General features: G+C 68.3%; 16 protein-coding genes, 1 tRNA gene and 1 pseudogene. 11 read left to right on the top strand and 7 right to left on the bottom strand.

Annotation, left to right across the window (positions count from 1 at the left end):
• The first annotated feature begins 1 nt into the window (after nt 1).
• A complete protein-coding gene (locus tag ACP69V_RS09930) occupies nt 2–307 on the top strand; it encodes a hypothetical protein (protein WP_426023680.1) in 306 nt (101 codons plus the stop codon).
• Here ACP69V_RS09930 and ACP69V_RS09935 read toward each other — a convergent pair.
• The gene (locus ACP69V_RS09935; RefSeq protein WP_426023681.1) at nt 304–849 is read right to left on the bottom strand and encodes a hypothetical protein; all 546 of its coding nucleotides are present in this window, start codon (nt 847–849) and stop codon (nt 304–306) included. The genes ACP69V_RS09930 and ACP69V_RS09935 overlap by 4 nt on opposite strands.
• 90 nt (nt 850–939) lie before the next feature.
• Nucleotides 940–1,016: transfer RNA gene (locus ACP69V_RS09940), tRNA-Lys, on the bottom strand.
• 94 nt (nt 1,017–1,110) lie between these two features.
• Here ACP69V_RS09940 and ACP69V_RS09945 point away from each other — a divergent pair.
• The 4 genes from ACP69V_RS09945 to ACP69V_RS09960 all read left to right on the top strand — a co-directional run bounded on the left by ACP69V_RS09945 (nt 1,111) and on the right by ACP69V_RS09960 (nt 8,619).
• A complete protein-coding gene (locus ACP69V_RS09945; RefSeq protein ID WP_426023682.1) occupies nt 1,111–2,193 on the top strand; it encodes a CaiB/BaiF CoA transferase family protein in 1,083 nt (360 codons plus the stop codon).
• Nucleotides 2,194–2,267: 74 nt separating this feature from the next.
• The gene (locus tag ACP69V_RS09950; protein WP_426023683.1) at nt 2,268–2,534 is read left to right on the top strand and encodes a hypothetical protein; all 267 of its coding nucleotides are present in this window, start codon (nt 2,268–2,270) and stop codon (nt 2,532–2,534) included.
• Nucleotides 2,535–2,578: 44 nt separating this feature from the next.
• On the top strand, nt 2,579–4,372 hold the full coding sequence (locus tag ACP69V_RS09955) for an autotransporter assembly complex protein TamA (protein WP_426023684.1): 1,794 nt from the start codon (nt 2,579–2,581) through the stop codon (nt 4,370–4,372).
• Nucleotides 4,369–8,619, top strand: coding sequence for a translocation/assembly module TamB domain-containing protein (locus ACP69V_RS09960; protein WP_426023685.1), 4,251 nt, complete (start codon nt 4,369–4,371; stop codon nt 8,617–8,619). The genes ACP69V_RS09955 and ACP69V_RS09960 overlap by 4 nt, the downstream gene beginning before the upstream one ends.
• Before the next feature lie 187 nt (nt 8,620–8,806).
• On the opposite strand, the gene ACP69V_RS09965 is transcribed toward ACP69V_RS09960, so the two are convergent.
• The 3 genes and pseudogenes from ACP69V_RS09965 to ACP69V_RS09975 form a co-directional block, all read right to left on the bottom strand.
• The gene (locus ACP69V_RS09965) at nt 8,807–8,887 is read right to left on the bottom strand and encodes a hypothetical protein (RefSeq protein WP_426024053.1); all 81 of its coding nucleotides are present in this window, start codon (nt 8,885–8,887) and stop codon (nt 8,807–8,809) included.
• Nucleotides 8,888–8,912: 25 nt separating this feature from the next.
• Nucleotides 8,913–9,011: pseudogene (locus ACP69V_RS09970) on the bottom strand (arsenate reductase (glutaredoxin)); the annotation flags it as partial.
• The gene (locus ACP69V_RS09975; protein ID WP_426023686.1) at nt 9,012–9,554 is read right to left on the bottom strand and encodes a hypothetical protein; all 543 of its coding nucleotides are present in this window, start codon (nt 9,552–9,554) and stop codon (nt 9,012–9,014) included.
• Between the two features lie 96 nt (nt 9,555–9,650).
• On the opposite strand from ACP69V_RS09975, the gene ACP69V_RS09980 reads away from it, so the two are divergent.
• The 5 genes from ACP69V_RS09980 to ACP69V_RS10000 all read left to right on the top strand — a co-directional run bounded on the left by ACP69V_RS09980 (nt 9,651) and on the right by ACP69V_RS10000 (nt 16,293).
• The gene (locus tag ACP69V_RS09980) at nt 9,651–10,901 is read left to right on the top strand and encodes a hydrolase (protein WP_426023687.1); all 1,251 of its coding nucleotides are present in this window, start codon (nt 9,651–9,653) and stop codon (nt 10,899–10,901) included.
• Between the two features lies 1 nt (nt 10,902).
• Entirely contained in the window at nt 10,903–11,910 is a 1,008-nt protein-coding gene (locus ACP69V_RS09985) for an arginine N-succinyltransferase (protein ID WP_426023688.1), read from the top strand.
• A gap of 178 nt (nt 11,911–12,088) precedes the next feature.
• Entirely contained in the window at nt 12,089–13,507 is a 1,419-nt protein-coding gene (gene astD / locus ACP69V_RS09990) for a succinylglutamate-semialdehyde dehydrogenase (RefSeq protein WP_426023689.1), read from the top strand.
• 157 nt (nt 13,508–13,664) lie between these two features.
• Nucleotides 13,665–15,002, top strand: a complete 1,338-nt coding sequence (gene astB, locus ACP69V_RS09995) for an N-succinylarginine dihydrolase (protein WP_426023690.1) — start codon at nt 13,665–13,667, stop codon at nt 15,000–15,002.
• 7 nt (nt 15,003–15,009) lie between these two features.
• Nucleotides 15,010–16,293 (top strand): MFS transporter, encoded by a 1,284-nt coding sequence (locus tag ACP69V_RS10000; protein ID WP_426023691.1) that lies wholly within the window; start codon nt 15,010–15,012, stop codon nt 16,291–16,293.
• A gap of 156 nt (nt 16,294–16,449) precedes the next feature.
• On the opposite strand, the gene phhA is transcribed toward ACP69V_RS10000, so the two are convergent.
• Both phhA and hspQ read right to left on the bottom strand, forming a co-directional pair.
• On the bottom strand, nt 16,450–17,325 hold the full coding sequence (gene phhA / locus ACP69V_RS10005; protein WP_426023692.1) for a phenylalanine 4-monooxygenase: 876 nt from the start codon (nt 17,323–17,325) through the stop codon (nt 16,450–16,452).
• A 66-nt stretch (nt 17,326–17,391) separates the two neighbouring features.
• On the bottom strand, nt 17,392–17,700 hold the full coding sequence (hspQ, locus tag ACP69V_RS10010) for a heat shock protein HspQ (protein ID WP_426023693.1): 309 nt from the start codon (nt 17,698–17,700) through the stop codon (nt 17,392–17,394).
• Between the two features lie 146 nt (nt 17,701–17,846).
• Here hspQ and ACP69V_RS10015 point away from each other — a divergent pair, with 146 nt between their 5' ends.
• Entirely contained in the window at nt 17,847–18,947 is a 1,101-nt protein-coding gene (locus ACP69V_RS10015; RefSeq protein WP_426023694.1) for a Ppx/GppA phosphatase family protein, read from the top strand.
• Nucleotides 18,948–18,970 lie beyond the last annotated feature (23 nt).

An 18,970-nucleotide genomic window follows, 5' to 3' on the forward strand; every position in this document is an offset into this window, starting at 1 on the left:
CATGCGTATCGAGAAGTCAGGCTTCCACGCCTACAACACCTATCTGGAAGAGCCGCCCCGTGACGAGGGGAACGAGACGGCCCTGCACCGGCACGTCATCATCATCGGCGGCGACAAATATTCGTTCTTCGCCCACTGGTCCGGCAAGTTCGCGCACAAGGGCGAGCGCATCTCGTTCGACTGGGACTGGGACCGGACCGGCGAGTTCCGCAACATCGAAAAGACGTCCTTCGAGGCCTTCGCCAAGGACGGCACGGTCCAGATCAGGGGCGACCGTAGAGACAGGCGCCGCACCTTCGGCCGTTAAGTCCCGGCAGGCCGGAACCAGCTGGGCGCCGCCGGCGGGGCGCAGTTCCGCTGCATCCCCATGCCCTTCAGGAAGGCGCGGCGCATCCGGCCGGACTGGATGGCGGACTGGACGTGTTTGCTATGCTGCTCGGCCCCGCTCAGGCGGCGTATCCAGCTTCGACCGGGAATGAAGTCGGTCGTGGTGTCGCGGATGGCGTTCAGCGCCGCCTTGGCCGCCGCATCGGCGGCGCGTTCGCTCAGAAACGAACCGTCCTGACGCGGCGGCTCGTCCGTGTCCGGCCCCAGCGCCTCATTCAGCCGCGCCACTTCGGCGCCGATGGTGGTGCACTGGTTCAGGTTGCGCAGATCGTAGGGGTTGGCTTGCGCCTGCAACAGCACCGTCGGGATGATCTGGCGACGCAGGTTGAAATCTTCCAGCGGCGCGGTCGCCGCCGCCGCAAACCCGGCCCCGACCTGCTCGGCGCCCCCCATGGCGGAGCGTCCGGCGTTGCAACCCGTCAGCGCGAGCGAAAGGAGGGCGGGCAGGAAGAAACGCGTCATAGGCCGGACTTAGATCATGCCGTGTTCTTCAATCAAAGCGTGGCCGCAGAACTGCTTAACAGCAAAAAGCCCGCCGAAGCGGGCTTTAAATGGTACGCCCTCTCGGGCTCGAACCGAGGACCCTCTGATTAAAAGTCAGATGCTCTAACCAACTGAGCTAAGGGCGCACCGCGCGACGTCCGGGCTAGCCCGAACCGTCGAAGGGCGCCTTCTGTTGTAATCCGGCCTTCCGGTCAAGTCCCGGTCTGCTACTCATGTGGCATGCAACCGTTAAATGGCGTCCGCATCATCGAATTCGACGGCCTGGGGCCGGTCACCTTCGCCGGCATGATGCTGGCGGACCTGGGGTCGGAGGTGGTGCGGCTGACGCGCGACGCCTCGGCGGCACCAGCCGTGTTCGACGAAGTGGGCGGGGCGGTGCTGCATCGGGGGCGCGCCTTCGTGCCAGTCGATCTGAAGTCGGCTGACGACCGTGAGCGCATCCTTCAACTGGTCGATGGCGCGGACGCGGTGATCGAGGGGTTCAGGCCCGGCGTCATGGAGCGGCTGGGCTATGGGCCGGAGGTGTTGCAGGCGAGAAAACCCGCGCTGGTGTTCGGGCGGGTGACGGGCTGGGGCCAGACGGGGCCGCTGGCGAACGCCGTGGGGCATGACCTGAACTATATCGGCCTGTCGGGCGTGCTGCACGCCATGGGCGAGGCGGATCGACCGCCCTCCCCGCCGCTGAACCTGGTGGGCGACTATGGCGGCGGAGCCATGCTGCTCGTGGTCGGCGTGCTGGCGGCGCTGGTGGAGGCCAGGACCACCGGTCAGGGCCGGGTGGTGGATGCGGCCATGACCGACGGCGCGGCCCTGCTGGGCGGACTGTTCCAGGCCCTGCGCGGTCAGGGGATGTGGAGCGAGCGGCGCGGGGCCAATCTGCTGGACGGGGGGGCGCCCTTCTATCGGTGCTACGTCTGTCGCGACGGCGGGTTCGTGGCGGTGGCGGCGCTGGAGCCGCGATTCTATTCCGCCCTGCTCGCGGGGCTGGACATCGATCCGGCCGAAGCGGTTCAGTACGACATCGCCGCCTGGCCCGCGTTGCAGGCTCGGCTCGCCGCCTTGTTCGCGAGCCGGGACCGTGACGACTGGAGCGCCCATTTCGCCGGGACCGAGGCCTGCGTCACGCCGGTCCTCAGCCTGGCCGAGGCGCCCGACCATCCGCACAATCAGGCCAGGGGGACATTCCACGACGGCCTGCCGCGACCGGCGCCCCTGTTCGACGGCAAGGCGGCGGAGCCCGGTCCCAAGTCCGCGCTGACGCTGGACCAGGTGGTCACAAAATGGTCCCATCGCGCGGGATGACCAGCGCAGTTTTCGGCGTTAAGGGAACGGCTTAGCGCGGCAGGCGTTGCATGGACGAAGACCCGGGGACTTTCATGACACGCTCGACTTTCGTTCTGGCCGCCGCCGTATTGAGCGTGTTTGCGCTCTCGGCCTGCGACGACCGTCCGTCGAGGGATGACGACGATTACGTCGAAGCGCCGGTCGAGGCTGCGCCCCCGCCGGTCGAGGAAGAGACGCCGCCCCCTCCGCCCGAGGTGCCGGACCCGACCCCCACGCCCCCGCCGTCCAGCAGCCTTCCGCCGGATGAACGCACGTCGGAACAGACGGTCCAACCCGAGAGCGAGACCCTGTTCTACTAACGAACAGGTTTGCCGGGGGGCGCAGTTTTGACGAGAGATCGAGTTTGACGTTCAGGCCTAACCTGCTGGTCGCGACCCTCGCGGCTTTTTCGGCCTGCGCTCATGCGGCGGCGGCGGACCCCCGCGCCCAAATCCGCGGCGACGTGGACGCCGAACTGCGCCGCATGCTGGAACGCGCCGTGGGCGAGGTCGATGGGTCGCCGGCCAGCCGTTTCGAGGCCCGCCGCCGGGCGGAAAGCGCGGTCGAGTCAGCGACGGCTCTGCTGCGCTCCGAGGCCTATTATCAGCCGGTCGTGGAAGACATCGTCGAGGGCGAGGAGACGCCGGTCGCCATCGTCTCTGTCGAACCGGGTCGGCGCTTCCTTCTGACAGATCCGACGATTCAGTGGGTCGATCCCGCGCCCGAGGCCGAGGCGGCCGACAAGGCCAGGACGGCCATCGCCCTGAAGGCCGGAGCCCCCGGTCGGGCGGTGGATGTCATCTCTGGCGAGGGGCGGCTGGTGGCGGCCCTGGTTCGTGACGGTTACGCCGACGCCAAGGCCAATCCGCGCCGGGTCGTGGTGGACCACGCAGCCTTCACCGTCGCGCCGGAATACCGCATCGCCTCGGGCGCCCTGGTGCGGCTGGACGGCGTTCGTCTGTCCACGCGCGGCCGGACCAACCCCGACTGGGTCGCCGGGCTGGCTCCGTGGAACGAGGGCGACCGCTACGACCCCGACCAGGTCGCCGAGCTGGAGCGCCGGCTGCTGGACACCGGCGTCTATGATGGCATCGGCGTGGCCCTGTCGCCGTTGAACCAGGTGACCCCGGAGGGCCTGCGTCCTGTGATCGTCAGCCTGCAGGACCGGCCGCGCCGCGTGCTGGAAGCGGGCGCCACCTGGTCCACGGCCGAAGGCGCCGGGGTGGACGTGATCCAGACCCGCTACAACCGTTTCGGACGCGCCGACACCCTGAGGCTGGAAGCGCGGCTGGCGAACATCGACAGCCGGATCGGCGCGGACCTGTCCCTGCCCCACTGGCGCCGGCCCGGCCGGACGCTGAAGCTGGGCGCGGCGGTGGTCAACGAAGACACCGACGCCTATCTGCGCACCGCTCTTGTCCTGTATGCCGACCTGCAGCAGCGGATCGGCAAGACCTCCTATTTCAACTACGGCATCGGGCTGGACGCGGGACGCTACAGCGAGACCCGCTACGACTTCACCACCCTGCCCCCTGAGCGCGTGACCTTCGACCGCGACCTGGCGATCATCACCGCGCGGACCAGCGCCTATATCGACCATTCCAACGATCCGCTGAACCCGACCAAGGGCTGGCGCGTCAATCTGGCGGTCCAGCCGACGGCGGTGACGGGCGAGAGCAACATCCTGTTCCTGCGAACGGAAACGCAAGGCACGGCCTATTTCCCGGTGGCCGGCGACCGCACCATCCTGGCCGGACGCATGAAGATCGGGTCCATCGTCGGCGGCAGCGAGCTGAACGTGCCGTCGGATCGCCTGTTCTATTCCGGCGGCGGCGGCTCCGTGCGAGGCTATTCCTATCAGGGCGTCAATCCGCAGCTGCCGGACGGAACGCCGCGCGGGGGGCTGTCGCTGTTCGAGACTTCGTTCGAAGTGCGTCAGTCGATCGGCCAGAGCTTCCAGGCCGTCGCCTTCGTGGACGCCGGCTCGGTGGGCTTCCAGGAGACGCCGAACCTGACCAACATGCGCTACGGCGCGGGCGTGGGCGTGCGCTACATGCTGCCGTTCGGGCCGATCCGGGCGGACGTGGCCGTGCCGTTGAACAAGAGTGAAGGCGACTCGGCCTTCCAAATCTACATCAGCATCGGGCAGGCGTTTTGACCGACACACCGCCTGACGCTCCGCCGCCCGAAACCACGTCGCAAGAGACGGCGCCGACCAAGGCCGCGCGGCCCAAGAAGGCGCGGCGCGGATGGCTGAAACGCATCGCCTTGGTTACCGGCGCGGTCATCGCGGGTCTGCTGGTGCTGGTCGCCGCCGCTTTGGTCGGCGGGCGTTACTACATCGCCTCGGACGGTGGTCGGGAGATGGTGCTGCAGCGGCTGCAGGACCTCAAGATCAGCCGCTATGGCCGGCTGAAGGTCTATGGGCTGAGGGGCGACCTGCTGAGCGATTTCACCATCGACCGCGTCACCCTGGCCGACAGTCAGGGCGTCTGGCTGGAGGTGAACAACCTCAGCATGGACTGGTCCTATCTGGCGCTGGTTGGCCGCAGCTTCCACGCTGAGGACATCAAGGCCGAGACCGTCCGCGTCCTGCGCCGGCCCGTGGTCGAGCCGCCCAGCGGCGAGCCGCCCAGCCCGCAGCCGATCTCGGTTCGGATCGACAAGTTCTCGGCCAACATCGAACTGATGGAGGGCTTCTCCAAGGAATATGGCCGCTGGAGCCTGTCGGGCGACGCCAGCCTGCCGCGCACCGGGGCCAAGAGCGCCACCGTCAACGCCGACAGTCTGAACCGGCCGGGCGACTATCTGCGCCTGGCCGCGACCTTCGGCGGCAAGCTGGAAGACACGCGCCTGAACCTGCGCGCCAACGAGGTGCAGGGCGGACCCCTGGCCGGCGCCTTGGGCTATTCGCCTGATCAGCCGTTCTCGGCGGTCGCAGTGCTGAACGCCGATGTCGTCAACGCCCGCGTCCAGACGGGGCAGTTCGTTCCCCTGATCATCCAAGGGCATTTCGGCGACAAGGGATCGCGCGTCTCGGGTTTCGCCGATTTCAGCGGCTCGGACCTGCTTGAGCCGTTCGTCACCCGGGTTGGCCGAACGGCGCGTTTTGGCTTCGCCATGGTCCCGACGCCGGACAAGGCCAGCCAGGGCGTGGCGTGGAAGCTGATCTCCGACAACGTCCAGTCCGAGGCGCGCGGCCTGATCCGAAACTCTGACCGCAGTTCTCCTGACGGGATCACCCTAAACATCCAGACGGCGTCGCTGAGCCGGCTGGTCGGCTCCGATGTCGCCGGTCCGGCCGCCTATTCCGGCCTGTTCAAGGGCGACGCCCAGACCTGGAGCCTGAACGGTCAGGCCACGCTGCTGAACGCCAATGTCGCCAGCTATCGCGCGACCCGCATCGCCGGGCCGCTGAACGTCGCGGTCAAGAACGGCCGCATGGACTTCGACGGCGACATCCGCGCCAACGGCGGTTCGGGCGAAGGCATAATCGGCGGCCTGCTGGGTTCGGCGCCGCGCGTGCAGATGCAGGCGGCGCGGATGAAGGACGGCGCCATACTGCTGGAGAAGGTCGATCTGCAGGGCCGGGGCCTGACCCTTAACGGCTCGGGGTCGCGCAACCTGCTGGGCGGGATGAGCTTCCGGGGCAACGCCCAGCTGACCGACGCCTCGCGCGTCCTACCCGAGGCGCGCGGCGCCTTCGGCGGGCCGATCCGCGCGTCTTCGGCGCGGACGGGCGCGCCGTGGGTGCTGAACTTCGACGGGCGGGGGCGAAACCTGAACGTCGGCATGTCCGAACTGGATCGCCTGCTGGGCAAGACGCCCCGTCTGCAACTCGCGGGCAGGCTGAACGGCGGGCGGATCGAAGTCGAGCGCGGCGAACTGACCGGCGCGGCCGGGCGCGCGGGGGCCAAGGGCGTCATCGAGACGGCGGGTCGGCTGCGGCTGGCGCTGGACTGGAACGCGCGCGGCCCGTTCGCGGCCGGGCCGGTCGAGATCGGCGGCGACATGAACGGACGCGGCGCCCTGACCGGCACCCTGTCCCAGCCGCGCGTCGACCTGACCGCCGGCTTCCAGCAGGTGACGGCCGGCGCCCTGACGCTGAACAACGCCGACCTGACGCTGAGCTTCCGCAAGGGCGCGGATGCGTCCGACGGCCGGATCACGGTCGTCAGCGGCTCGAACTATGGTCCCGCGCGCGCCTCGGGCAACTTCTTCCTGGGCGGCAAGCAGATCCGCCTGACGGATCTGGACGTGGACGCGGGCGGCGTGACGGCCAAGGGCGCCGTCGCCCTGTCGGACAACATTCCGTCCAGCGCGGACCTGACGTTCACGGCGCGCGCCGGGGCCTTCCTGGCCTCGGGCGAGGCGAACGGCCGCGTGCGCCTGACGGACGGCGGCGGATCGGACAGCGCAATTCTGGACGTCAATGGACGCAACGTGCGGCTGGCGGGTCAGAGCTGGATCATCCGCACCCTGGACCTGGACGGACGCGGCACGTTGAACAACCTGCCCTTCACCCTGGCGCTGGACGTGGGCGGGCCGACGCCGGCCCAGTTCAACGGAACGGGCGTTTATTCGCGCCAGAACGAGACGCACGGCCTGACGCTGCGCGGCGACGGTCGGGTGCGTGAGGTGGCCTTCACGACCCGCAGCCCGGCCTCGGTCACCTTGAACGGCGCGAACCGAACGGCCCATCTGGACTTGGGCGTCGGCGGCGGCGTGCTGCTGGCCGACCTGCGCCAGGATGCGCGCACGGTCGCGGTTCAGGCCGACCTGACGCAGGTGGACCTGGGGTCGATCTCGCCGGAACTGCGCGGCAGCGTGACGGGCCAGGTGGCCATGCGCGGCGCCGGAAGCGATCTGTCGGGAACGGCCAACATCGCCCTGCAGAACGTGCGCAGCATCGATGCGCCGCGCGGCCTGGCCGTGGACGGACGGGTGGACGCCACCCTGGCCGGCGACCAGCTGACCATCAAGGCGACGGCGGTCGACGAGGGTGCGGTTCAGGCCTCCGCCGATGTCGTCCTGCCCGTCGAGGCCTCGGCCGCGCCGCTGCACCTGGCCATCGCCCGGACGCGCGAGATGTCGGGCCGGGTGTCGATCAACGGCCAGATCCAGCCGATCTGGGACCTGTTCCTGGGCGGTGAACGCAGCCTGGCGGGTCAGGTCAACGGTCAGGCGACCCTGGCCGGCACGCTGAACGCGCCGCGCCTGAACGGCCGGTTCGACCTGAGCCAAGGTTCCTATCGCGAGAATGCGGTCGGCCTGGTGCTGGGCGACATGACCCTGCGGACCCGGTTCGACGACACGACGGCCCAGATCGAGACCTTCACGGCCAACGACGGCTCGGGCGGTACGGTGACCGGCCAGGGCCGCGTCGGCCTGCGTCAGGGATCGGGATCGAACGCGCAGCTGACGCTGAGCCGCTTCCGCGTCATCGACAACGACATCGCCGAGGCGCGGGCTTCCGGCCCGATCACCATCGTTCGGGGCGCCGACGGCAATATCCAGCTGGGCGGCCGGATCGACATCGACGAGGCCAATATCCAGCCGGAACTGCCCGGCGCCACCGGCATCGTCTCCATGGACGTGGTGGAAATCAACCGGCCCGGCGGCGACCCCGTCGAGACCGAGGAGAAGGCGCGCGGCCCACAGATCGGCCTGGACATCGCCCTGCGCTCGACCGGGGGCAAGGTGCGGGTCAACGGGCGCGGTCTGAACGTGGTGCTGGACGTCAATGCGCGGGTGCGCGGCACCATCGCCAATCCGCAACTGACCGGCTCGGCCAATGTGGTGCGCGGCGACTATGAGTTCGCGGGCAAGCGGTTCGTGTTCGACGACACCGGCCGGGTCACCTTGTCCACCGATCCGAAACAGATCCGGCTGAACCTGGCGGCGACGCGCGAGGATGCGGCCCTGACCGCCTCCATCAACGTCACGGGCACGGCGGCCGAGCCGAAGATCGCCCTGACCTCGACCCCCTCCCTTCCCCAGGACGAAATCCTGTCGCAGGTGCTGTTCGGGCGGTCGGCGTCGCAGCTGTCGGCGTTCGAGGCGGCCCAACTGGCGGCGGGCGTCGCGGCCCTGGCGGGCGGCGGCGGGTTCGATGTGATTGGCAATCTGCGCGAACTGGCGGGTCTGGACCGGCTGTCCTTCGGCGGCGAGGCCTCGGCGGTCACGGTTGCGGGCGGCCGCTACATCACCGACGACGTCTATCTGGAGGTCATCGGCGGCGGCGAGAGCGGCGCGGCGGTCAAGGTCGAGTGGCAGCCCCGGCGCAACATCGCCGTCAGCTCGCAGTTCGGCGGCCAGGGCGACACCAGCCTGTCGATCCGCTGGCGCCACGAGAGCCGCGAGGCCGGCGACCGTCGTCCGAACCGGGGCCGTCGCACGCGTTAGGTTGCTGCGGCGGTCGGGAGGCCCATACCTTCTCTCCGCTCATCCCGGCGAAAGCCGGGACCCAGTGCTTTGGGCGAGAGTTGCCTGAGATCAAAGCACGATGGTCATCCGACGCATCTGCGATGCGAAAGAACTGGGTCCCGGCTTTCGCCGGGATGAGCGGGAGAAAGGGTTCAGCTGGAGCCGGCTAGAGAACCTCCAGCACCCGCTCCGGCGAACGGCCGATGACGGCGCCCTTGTCTGTCTCGACGATGGGGCGTTCGATCAGGGTCGGTTGGCGATGGCGGCGGCCGGTAGGGTTTCACCGTCGGCTCGACCCCCTGCTCTCGCAGCAGCGCCAGGGCGTTGCGCGACGTGCCGCATTTCGGATTGTGGAAGATGACGACGGTCATTCAGGGCTCGCTGCGCAGACGGTGAAGCAGCATCGCGCCCTGCAGGGACGCGACATAGATCACGGTCGAGACGGCGGCGGCCGGCCAGGTGGTCAACAGGATCCACAGCGGCAGTTCGGCGGCCGGCATCGATCCCAGCAAACGCATGCCCAGGTTGGCCACCAGACTGTAGGCCATCAGGGCCAGCATGATGATGGGGATGGCGCGCGTCATCATCCGCCATTGGACCACCGCCAGCACGCCATAGAGCAAGACGGAGAAGATCGCACCGAAGCCGATGGCGTAGGGCCAGATCACCTTCATGAACTCGCGCTGCATCGCGACCTGATCGGACGACAGACCCATGCGGGCGTATTCGGCGCTCATCGCCGTGTCGAACCAGCCCGAGGTGAACATCCACCAAGTCGGAACCAGACTGACGATCAGGGCGATGCCCAGGCCGATCACCATCGACCGCGCCGAACGCTGCGCCTCGGCCATGCCGCGCGGCAGCATCATCGGGTTCATGGCCCGAAGCCATAGATCGATCGTCGTGCGTGTCATGTCGCGTTCCTGTTCGGGCGGAAACTAGCGGCGATCGGCGATGACTTACAGGCCCCGACCTTCACCTTTGTCACGGCTGCGTCTAGGGTCCGGCCGATGCGGATTCTGACCTCTGACCAGGCCGTCCTCGATCACGTCGCCGCGCGACGCGAGGCCATCATCGGGCGCACCATCGACTGGGCCAACATCAACTCCGGCAGCCGCAATGCGGTCGGTTTGAACGCCGTGCTGGACGCGCTGGAGAGCGAGGCCAAGACCCTGCCCGCCACGGTCGAGCGTATCGCGACGCAAGGTTCGACCAGCGTCGCCGACGACGGTTCGGTGCGGACCGACGCCCATGCCGACGCGCTGAAGATCACCGCCCGGCCGGATGCGCCGATCCAGGTCGTGCTGACCGGCCACTACGACACCGTCTTCCCCGCCGAGAGCCAGTTCCAGACCGTGACGACGCGGGCGGACGGCGCCTTGAACGGTCCCGGCGTGGCCGACATGAAGGGCGGGATCAGCGTGCTGCTGGCCGCCCTGGAGGCGTTCGAGACCCACCCCGACCGGCACGGCGTCGGCTGGACCGTGCTGCTGAGCCCCGACGAAGAGATCGGCTCGCCCGCCTCCGCGCCGCTGCTGGCCGAACTGGGCGCGCGGGGTCATGTGGGCCTGACCTATGAACCGGCCCTGGCGGACGGGACGCTGGCGGGGGCGCGCAAGGGTAGCGGCAACTATCATCTGATCGTGACGGGCAAGGCCGCCCACGCCGGCCGCGCCTTCGAAGAGGGCCGTAACGCCATAGCCGGCGCCGCCATGATCGCCGCCGCCCTGCATGGGCTGAACGGCCAGAGGGACGGCGTCACCGTCAATGTCGCCAAGATTTCCGGCGGCGACGCGCTGAACGTCGTCGCCGACAACGCCGTGGTCCGGTTCAACGTGCGTGTGCCGGACAAGGCCGCCGCCGACTGGATCGACGCGTCGGTCCGCGCCATCGCCGCCCAGCCGCCTTTCGAGGGGCTAAGCCTGGATCTGCACGGCGGCTTCACCCGCGCGCCCAAGCCGATGGACGCCGCCCAGACCGCCCTGTTCGAGGCGGTGGAGGAAGCCGGCGCCCTGCTGGGCCAGCCCATCGCCTGGAAATCCTCGGGCGGGGTGTGCGAGGGCAACAATCTGCACGCGGCCGGCCTGCCGAACATCGACACCCTGGGCGTCCGGGGCGGCGATATCCATTCGGATCAGGAGTTCGCCTGGCCCGACAGCTTCGTCGAACGCGCCCAGCTGAGCGCCCTGATCCTGTGCAAGATCGCGTCGGGCGAGATCGACGCGGCCAAACTGAAATCCCTGCGGATGGAAACTCTCTAGAATGCTCGTCGTCCGTCCCGCCGGCCCTGCCGATCTCGATCATCTGCTGGAGCTGGCCATCCTGTCCGGCCCCGGCTTCACCAGCCTGCCCGAGGATCCCGACGCCCTGTCCGACCGGCTGGAGCTGAGCCAGGCCAGCTTCCGGGGCCAGGTCACGCCGCAGGAGGCCTGGTACACATTGATGCTGGAAGACGGCGACACCGGCGACATCGACGGGGTCGGATCGGTCAAGGCGACGGTGGGGCTGAAACGGCCGTTCTTCTCGTTCCGGGTGGTGCACAACACCGCGTCGTCGCCGTCGCTGGGCGTCAAGCTGGACCACCAGACCCTGGTGCTGGTCAACGAATGCACGGGCTGGACAGAGGTTGGATCACTGTTCCTCAAGGCGGATCGGAGGAAGGGCGGCGCGGGGCGGCTGCTGAGCCAGTCGCGCTATATGCTGATCGGCGCCCAGCCCGAACTGTTCGCCGAGAATGTGCTGGCCGAGTTGCGCGGGGTCTTCACGCCGGACGGCGCCTGCCCGTTCTGGGACCATGTGGCGCACAAATTCTTTCCGATGGAGTTCGATCACGCCGACCGGATGAGCGGATCGACCGACAAACAGTTCATCCTGGACCTGGCGCCGCGTCACCCGATCTATACCGAGCTTCTGCCCGAACCGGCGCGGGCCGTGATCGGCAAGGTGCATCCGCAGGGCGTGCCGGCCATGGCGCTGCTGGAGAGCGAAGGATTTCGGCCCAACGGGTTGGTGGACATCTTCGACGCCGGGCCGACCGTGTCGTGCGGCCGCGACAATATCCGCACCGTGCGCGATGCGCGCCGCCTGACGGTCGAGATCGTGGGGTCGGTCGAGGCCGAACTGCCGGCGCTGATCTCGACCGACAGCATCGCCGCCTTCCGCGCCGTTCGGGCGAAAGCCGACATCGAGGGCGACACTGTCCGCCTGACCGCCGAAAGCGCCGCCGCGCTGAAGATCAAGACCGGCGCCACCGTCCGCGTGAAATCATGACCGTATCCCACACATTCCTTCTCCCCTCGGGGGAGAAGGTGGGCGGCGAAGCCGCTCGGATGAGGGGGCGGGTTCAGCAGTTCTTCGCGTCAAACATCGACCCCGCATCTGGCAACCCCCTCATCCGTCTCGCTCCGCGAGCCACCTTCTCCCCCGAGGGGAGAAGGGGAGTGCAATCATGACCATTTTCAAATCCATCGACCCCGCCACCGAAGCGACCAACTGGGAGGGCGAGGCCGCCAGCCCGGCGCAGGTGCAGAGCGCCGTTGACGCCGCCCGCGCCGCCTTCCCCGCCTGGGCCGACGCGCCGCGCGCCGAGCGGATCGAGGCGGTCAAACGCTATCAGGCCGTGCTGAAGGACCGCGCGCCCCAGATCGCCGAGGCCATCGCCCGCGAGACCGGCAAGCCGCTGTGGGAAACGAAGACCGAGGCCGCCGCCATGATCGGCAAGGTGGACATCTCGATCCGCGCCTATGACGAACGCACCGGCGAACGCACCAACGATACCGCCTTCGGCCGCGCGACCCTGCGTCACCGTCCGCACGGGGTGGCGGCGGTGCTGGGCCCGTTCAACTTCCCCGGCCACCTGCCCAACGGCCACATCGTCCCGGCGCTGCTGGCGGGCGACACCGTCGTGTTCAAGCCGTCGGAAGAGACGCCCCTGGTCGGCCAGGTGATGGCCGAGGCCTTCGCCGCCGCCGATCTGCCGAGCGGCGTGGTCAATGTGGTCCAGGGCGGGCGCGAGACCGGGGCGGCCCTGCTGGACGCCGGGATCGACGCCCTGATGTTCACCGGTTCGGGCGCGGCGGGCGCGCATTTCCGCAGGAAGTTCGCCGACGATCCGCACGTCATCCTGGCGCTGGAGCTGGGCGGCAACAATCCGCTGTTGGTGTGGGATGCGGCGGACGCCGAAGCCGTGGCGGGCATCGCGGTGCAGTCCGCCTTCATCACCACCGGCCAACGCTGTTCCTGTGCCCGTCGCCTGATCGTGCCGGAAGGGCCGCAGGGGGATGCGATCATCGAGGCCGTCGCCGCCCTGTCCGACCGTCTGGTGTTCGGCCCCTGGGACAGCGATCCCGAGCCCTACGCCGGGCCTCTGATCTCGGCCCGCGCGGCGGAGGCGGCGCTGAAGGCGTTGCAAGAACGGGTCGAAATGGGCGCCAAGGTCATCCGCGCCTCGGGGCCGGTCGCCAACCTGCCCGGCGCCTTCGTCAAGCCCGCCATCATCGATGTGACCGGGATCGACGTGCCGGACGAGGAGATGTTCGCTCCCTTCCTGTCGGTGACCCGCGCCCCGACCTTCGACGCCGCGATCCAGGCGGCGAATGCGACCCGCTATGGTTTGTCGGCGGGCCTGGTCAGCGACGATCCGAAAAACTGGGACCACTTCATCCGCCGCATCCGCGCGGGCGTGGTCAACTTCAACCGGCCGACCACCGGCGCCGCCGGCGACATGCCATTCGGCGGCCTGGGCGCCAGCGGCAACCACCGCCCCAGCGCCTATTATGCGGCGGACTATTGCGCCTATCCAGTGGCCAGCTTCGAGGCGGATGCGGTCGCGAACATCGAAGGCGAAATGAAGGGGCTGAGAGGGTGACGGCGCACGATGCCTCTCCCTCCCCTTCATGGGGAGGGACGATCGCGCAGCGATCCGGGTGGGGCCCGAAAGGGCGTGAGCGAAATCTCGGCAACTTCCCCACCCCGGCTGCGCTTCGCTTCGCCGCCCCTCCCCATGAAGGGGAGGGAGACGTTCAGTGACCCACGCCGTCGAAGCCAACGCCGACGGCCTGATCGGGCCGACCCACTCCTACGCCGGTCTGTCGCCGGGCAATCTGGCCTCCAGCCTCAACAAGGGCGAGGCGTCAAATCCGCGGGCGGCGGTGCTGCAGGGGCTCGACAAGATGAAGACCCTGGCGGACCTGGGCCTGCCCCAGTTCGTCCTGCCGCCGCACGAGCGGCCGAACATCCCGTTCTTGCGGAGCCTGGGCTTCACCGGCTCGGACGCCCAGGTGCTGGAGCGGGCGTGGAAGGATGCGCCGTCCTTCGCCGCCGCCGCCTGTTCGGCCTCGCCCATGTGGGCCGCCAATGCCGCGACGGTGACGCCCAGCGCGGATGCGGCGGATGGCCGGGTGCATGTCACGCCCGCCAATCTGGTCACCAACCTGCATCGGTCGCTGGAGCATCAGCAGACGAAGCGGGCGTTGGACGCCCTATTCCCTGATACGGCGCGGTTCGCGGTGCATGACGCCCTGGCCTCGGTCGCGCATTTAGCCGACGAGGGCGCGGCCAACCATGTGCGGCTGTGCGCCGAGCACGGGACGGCGGGCGTCAATCTGCTGGTCTGGGGGCGAGAGGCTTTCACGCCCTGGGACGGCCCCTATCCGGCGCGTCAGACGCGCGAGGCGTCGCAGGCGATCGCCCGTCGCCATGCGGCGTCGGGTGTCGTGCTGGCCCAGCAGTCCAAGGCCGCCATCGCGGGCGGCACCTTCCACAACGACGTGGTCTGCGTCGGGGCGCTGGAGACCCTGTTCTTCCATGACCTGGCGTTCGAGGACACGGCCGGGACGCAAGACGCCATCCGTCGCGCGGCCGAAGGGCTGTTCGAGCCGATCTTCGTCGAGGTGTCGTCCGCCGACCTGCCCTTGGCCGATGCGATCAGCAGCTATCTGTTCAACTCCATGCTGATCCAGATCCCGGGCGAGGATCGCCTGACCCTGATCTGTCCGACCGAGACCCGCGACAATCCGCGCAGCCATGCGGTGGCGCAAGGCCTGGCCGCCTCCAACGGCCCCATCGGCCGGGTCCAGTATGTCGATGTGCGCCAGTCGATGCGCAACGGCGGCGGCCCGGCCTGTCTGCGTCTGCGGGTCGTGCTGAACGAGGCCGAACTGGCGGCGACCAATCCCGCCATGCGGCTGACCGACGCTCTGCACGGCCGGTTGGCGGACTGGGCCGGGCGCTGGTACCGCGACGAACTGCGGCCGGCCGATCTGGCCGATCCCGACCTGCTGGGCGAAAGCCGGGGCGCGCTGGACGAACTGACGACGATTCTGAAGCTTGGGACTGACTTCTATCCCTTCCAGAGAGATTGATGCGCCGATGACCGATGCGCCCATGAGCCCCGCTCGCCGCCTGAGAAACATCGTCGGCGGGTCCGCCGGCAATCTGGTGGAGTGGTTCGACTGGTACGCCTATGCGGCCTTCACCCTGTATTTCGCGCCGGTCTTCTTTCCCAGCGAGGACCCGACGGCCCAGCTTCTGAGCGCAGCCGCCGTCTTTGCGGTGGGCTTCCTGATGCGGCCCATCGGGGCGTGGATCATGGGGGTCTATGCCGACCGCAAGGGACGCAAGGCGGGGCTGACCCTGTCGGTGACGCTGATGTGCACCGGGTCGCTGATCATCGGGGTGACGCCGGGCTATGCGACCATCGGCCTGGCCGCGCCGGCCCTGCTGCTGTTCGCGCGCCTGTTGCAGGGGCTCAGCGTCGGCGGGGAATACGGGTCCAGCGCCACCTATCTGTCGGAAATGGCAGAGCCGCATCGGCGCGGCTTCTGGTCCAGCTTCCAGTACGTCACCCTGATCTCGGGCCAGCTTATCGCCCTGTTGCTGCTGATCGTGCTGCAGAACACGCTCAGCGAGACGGCGCTGGCGTCGTGGGGCTGGCGGATTCCCTTCTTCGTCGGGGCGGGTCTGGCGGTCGTCGTCTTCTGGCTGCGTCGTCGGCTGGACGAGACGCACAAGGAGTCCGACGCGAAAGACGCGCCGAAATCCAGCGCTACGCAGCTGATCCTGAAACACCCCAAGGAGGCGTTGATGGTGCTGGGCCTGACGGCCGGCGGCACCTTGGCCTTCTATACCTACACGACCTATCTGCAGAAGTTCCTGGTCAACACCACCGGCTTTCCCAAGAACACGGCGACCGAGATCAGCGCCGCGGCCCTGTTCCTCTTCATGCTGTTGCAGCCGGCGGTGGGGGCGCTTTCGGACCGGGTGGGACGGCGGCCGGTGATGATCGCCTTCGGCGTCTTGGGGATGCTTTGCACCGTGCCGATCATGACGGCGCTGTCGACGGTCGAGAGCCCGTTCGTCGCCTTCCTGCTGGCGCTGGCCGGGCTGGTGATCGTGTCGGGCTATACCGCGATCAATGCCGTGGTGAAGGCCGAGCTGTTTCCCGCCCATATCCGCGCCCTGGGCGTCGCCCTGCCCTACGCCATCGCCAATGCGGTGTTCGGCGGGACGGCGGAATATGTCGCGCTATGGCTGAAGGGCGCGGGGGTAGAGAGCGTCTTCTTCTGGTATGTGACCGGCATGATCGGGATTTCACTGATCACCTTCATCCGCATGCGCGATACGAAGCACAACAGCTTGATTACGCATACGTAGTTCTTTTCTGTCGTCATCCCAGGGCTTGTCCCTGGGATCCAGACTCCCGGTTTAGGGGTCCGTGCGCACTACCGAAACACCGGGAGTCTGGATCCTCGCCACAAGGGCGAGGATGACGGGTTTGGGGAAGGGCGAGGATGACGGGTTTTAGGTAGTTTAGGCCGCGAACCGCCCGCCGCGCTGGGCGTAGGCCTGGGTGCCGCGCGTGAAGACCTTATCGGACGGCAGAACGGTCTCGATCGGCAGGTCGTCCTGGCCCTTCAGCGCCGCATAGACAGGGCCGAAGTCCTTTAGCGTCTCGTCCTTCAGGGACTCGATGCTGTCGATGACGAAATAGACCTGCTGGAAGTCGTCGATCCGGTACAGGGTGCGCATCACCCGCTCCAGGTCGAAGCCCAGGCGGTTGGGCGACGGGTTGTCCAGCGCAAAGACACTCTCGGTCGCCGAGGAGACGATGCCGGCGCCGTAGATGCGCAGGCCGTCGGTGTCCTTCATCAGGCCGAACTCGACCGTGTACCAGTAGAGGCGCGCCAGGTTGGGCAGCATGCCCAGGCCTGCCGCGCGTTGGCCGCCCTTGCCATAGGCCTCCATATAGGCGGCGAAATCGGGGTCGGTCAGCATCGGCACATGGCCGAAGACGTCGTGGAAGATGTCGGGTTCCTGGAGATAATCCAGTTGGTCCGGCTTACGGATGAACTGGCCCGAGACGAAGCGGCGATTGGCCAGGTGGTCGAAAAAGACCTCGTCCGGCACCAGGCCCGGCACACAGACCACGGTCCAGCCCGTCAGGGCCTGAAGCTTGGGATTGATCACGTCGAAGTCGGGAATGCCGCCGGCGTTCAGGTCCAGCGCGTCCAGGCCGCGCAGGAAGGCGTCACAGGCGCGGCCCGGCAGGATCTTCATCTGGCGCGCGTACAGGGTGTCCCACGTCTGGTGCTCGACATCGGTATAGTCGGCCCAGTTCTGGGGAATGGTCCAGTCGGCGGCCGCGCCCTCGGGCGGCTGTTCGAAGACGTGTTCGAAGTCGGACATAGGCTTTCCTCTTTTGCCGACAGTCTAGCCCGGAGCCGCCGCGCCTTCCAACCGCCAGTCCAAAAGTCAGTGCAGTTGTTCGTCCAGAGGCGCATGGTGGCCCAGGCCGTCAGTCGTGAACCAGCGTTCGGCGTCGTCGGGCAGCAGCACGGATCGACCGTCTTCCAGCACCGCCTCGGCCGCATAGGCGACGAAACCGCCGTCGTCGCCCAGGGCATAGACGCGGTAGAAGGGCTGATCGGCGGCGACCAGGCCGGTCTCGCCGGCCGGGCCGTCATAGGCGTGATCCACGTCCATCACCACGCCGCGAAAGGCGTCGTCGCAATGGCGGACGATCTGTCCGATGGCGAAACGGGCTGTGTGAATCTGGGTCATCGGTCCTGATACGACGCGGCGTATGACCCGAACGCCTGCCGGTCTGTTCATCTTCCTGACAGAATGGCTTGGCGCGGACGATCTTCGCGGGTTAGGCTGATCGGGACGGGCGCCGTTTTGGACCGCCCACATCGGAATGACGACCCATGCCGGAGACCCACGGCGCGCCCCGACGGCGCGACGAGCGGTCCCAGCCTTCCCGTTCGCGGGATGCGTCGGGTCGGGATGCGCCGCTGTATGGCGCGCTCGATCTGGGGACCAACAATTGTCGGCTGCTGATCGCGCGGCCGTCGCGCGAAGGCTTTCGCGTCGTCGACAGCTTCAGCCGCATCGTGCGCTTGGGCGAAGGCTTGTCGCGCACGGGCCTGCTGGACCCGCGCGCCATGGACCGGGCCTATGACGCCCTGGCCCTGTGCGCCGAACGGATCGTCAGGAAGGGCGTGGACTCGGCTCGCCTGAGCGCCGTCGCCACCCAGGCCTGCCGTGCGGCCGAGAACGGGGCCGAGTTCATCGACCGAGTGCGCAAGGGAACGGGTCTGCGACTACGGATCATCGATCCGTCGGAAGAGGCGCAGTTGGCGGTCGAAGGGTGTCTGAACCTGATCGATCCCCAGGCGGAGGCCGTGCTGGTCATCGATGTCGGCGGCGGCTCGACCGAGATGTCGTGGCTGAAGCGGGAAGGCGCGGAATGGGCCACCACAGCCTGGATGTCGGCGCCGGTCGGGGTGGTGACCCTGGCCGAGCGGCATCCGGAACCCCCGAACTCCGGCGAGGCCTGGTACGAGGCCATGGTGGCGGACATGGGCGCGGCCATTGCGGCCGGCGGCATCGTCGATGAACCGATGCTGGAGCTGTTCCGCCAGGACCGGGCCCATCTGGTCGGGACGTCCGGGGCGATCACTAGCCTGGCGGGCATTCACCTGAACCTGCCCCGATATAATCGAGACCGGGTCGATGGGTTGTGGATGACGCGGGGCGACTGCGAGGCGGCGGCGGATCGGCTGAAGGCCCTGGGGCCGGACGGACGCGCGCGCGAGGCCTGCATCGGTCCAGACCGGGCGGACCTGGTGCTGGCGGGCGCGGCCATTCTGGAAGCGGTGCAGCGGGCCTGGCCGTCCGAGCGGGTGCGGGTCGCGGACCGGGGCCTGCGCGAGGGTCTGCTGCTGCAGAGAATGCGCGAGGACAAAAAGCCGTCGAAGAGCCGCAGGCGGCGGCGCGGTAGGGGTAAGGGAGCGGCGGCGAGCTGAAGCAACCTGTCTCCTCCCTGCTT

The organism is Brevundimonas sp. PWP3-1b1, from assembly GCF_049896065.1.
Lineage (GTDB): Bacteria > Pseudomonadota > Alphaproteobacteria > Caulobacterales > Caulobacteraceae > Brevundimonas > Brevundimonas intermedia_B.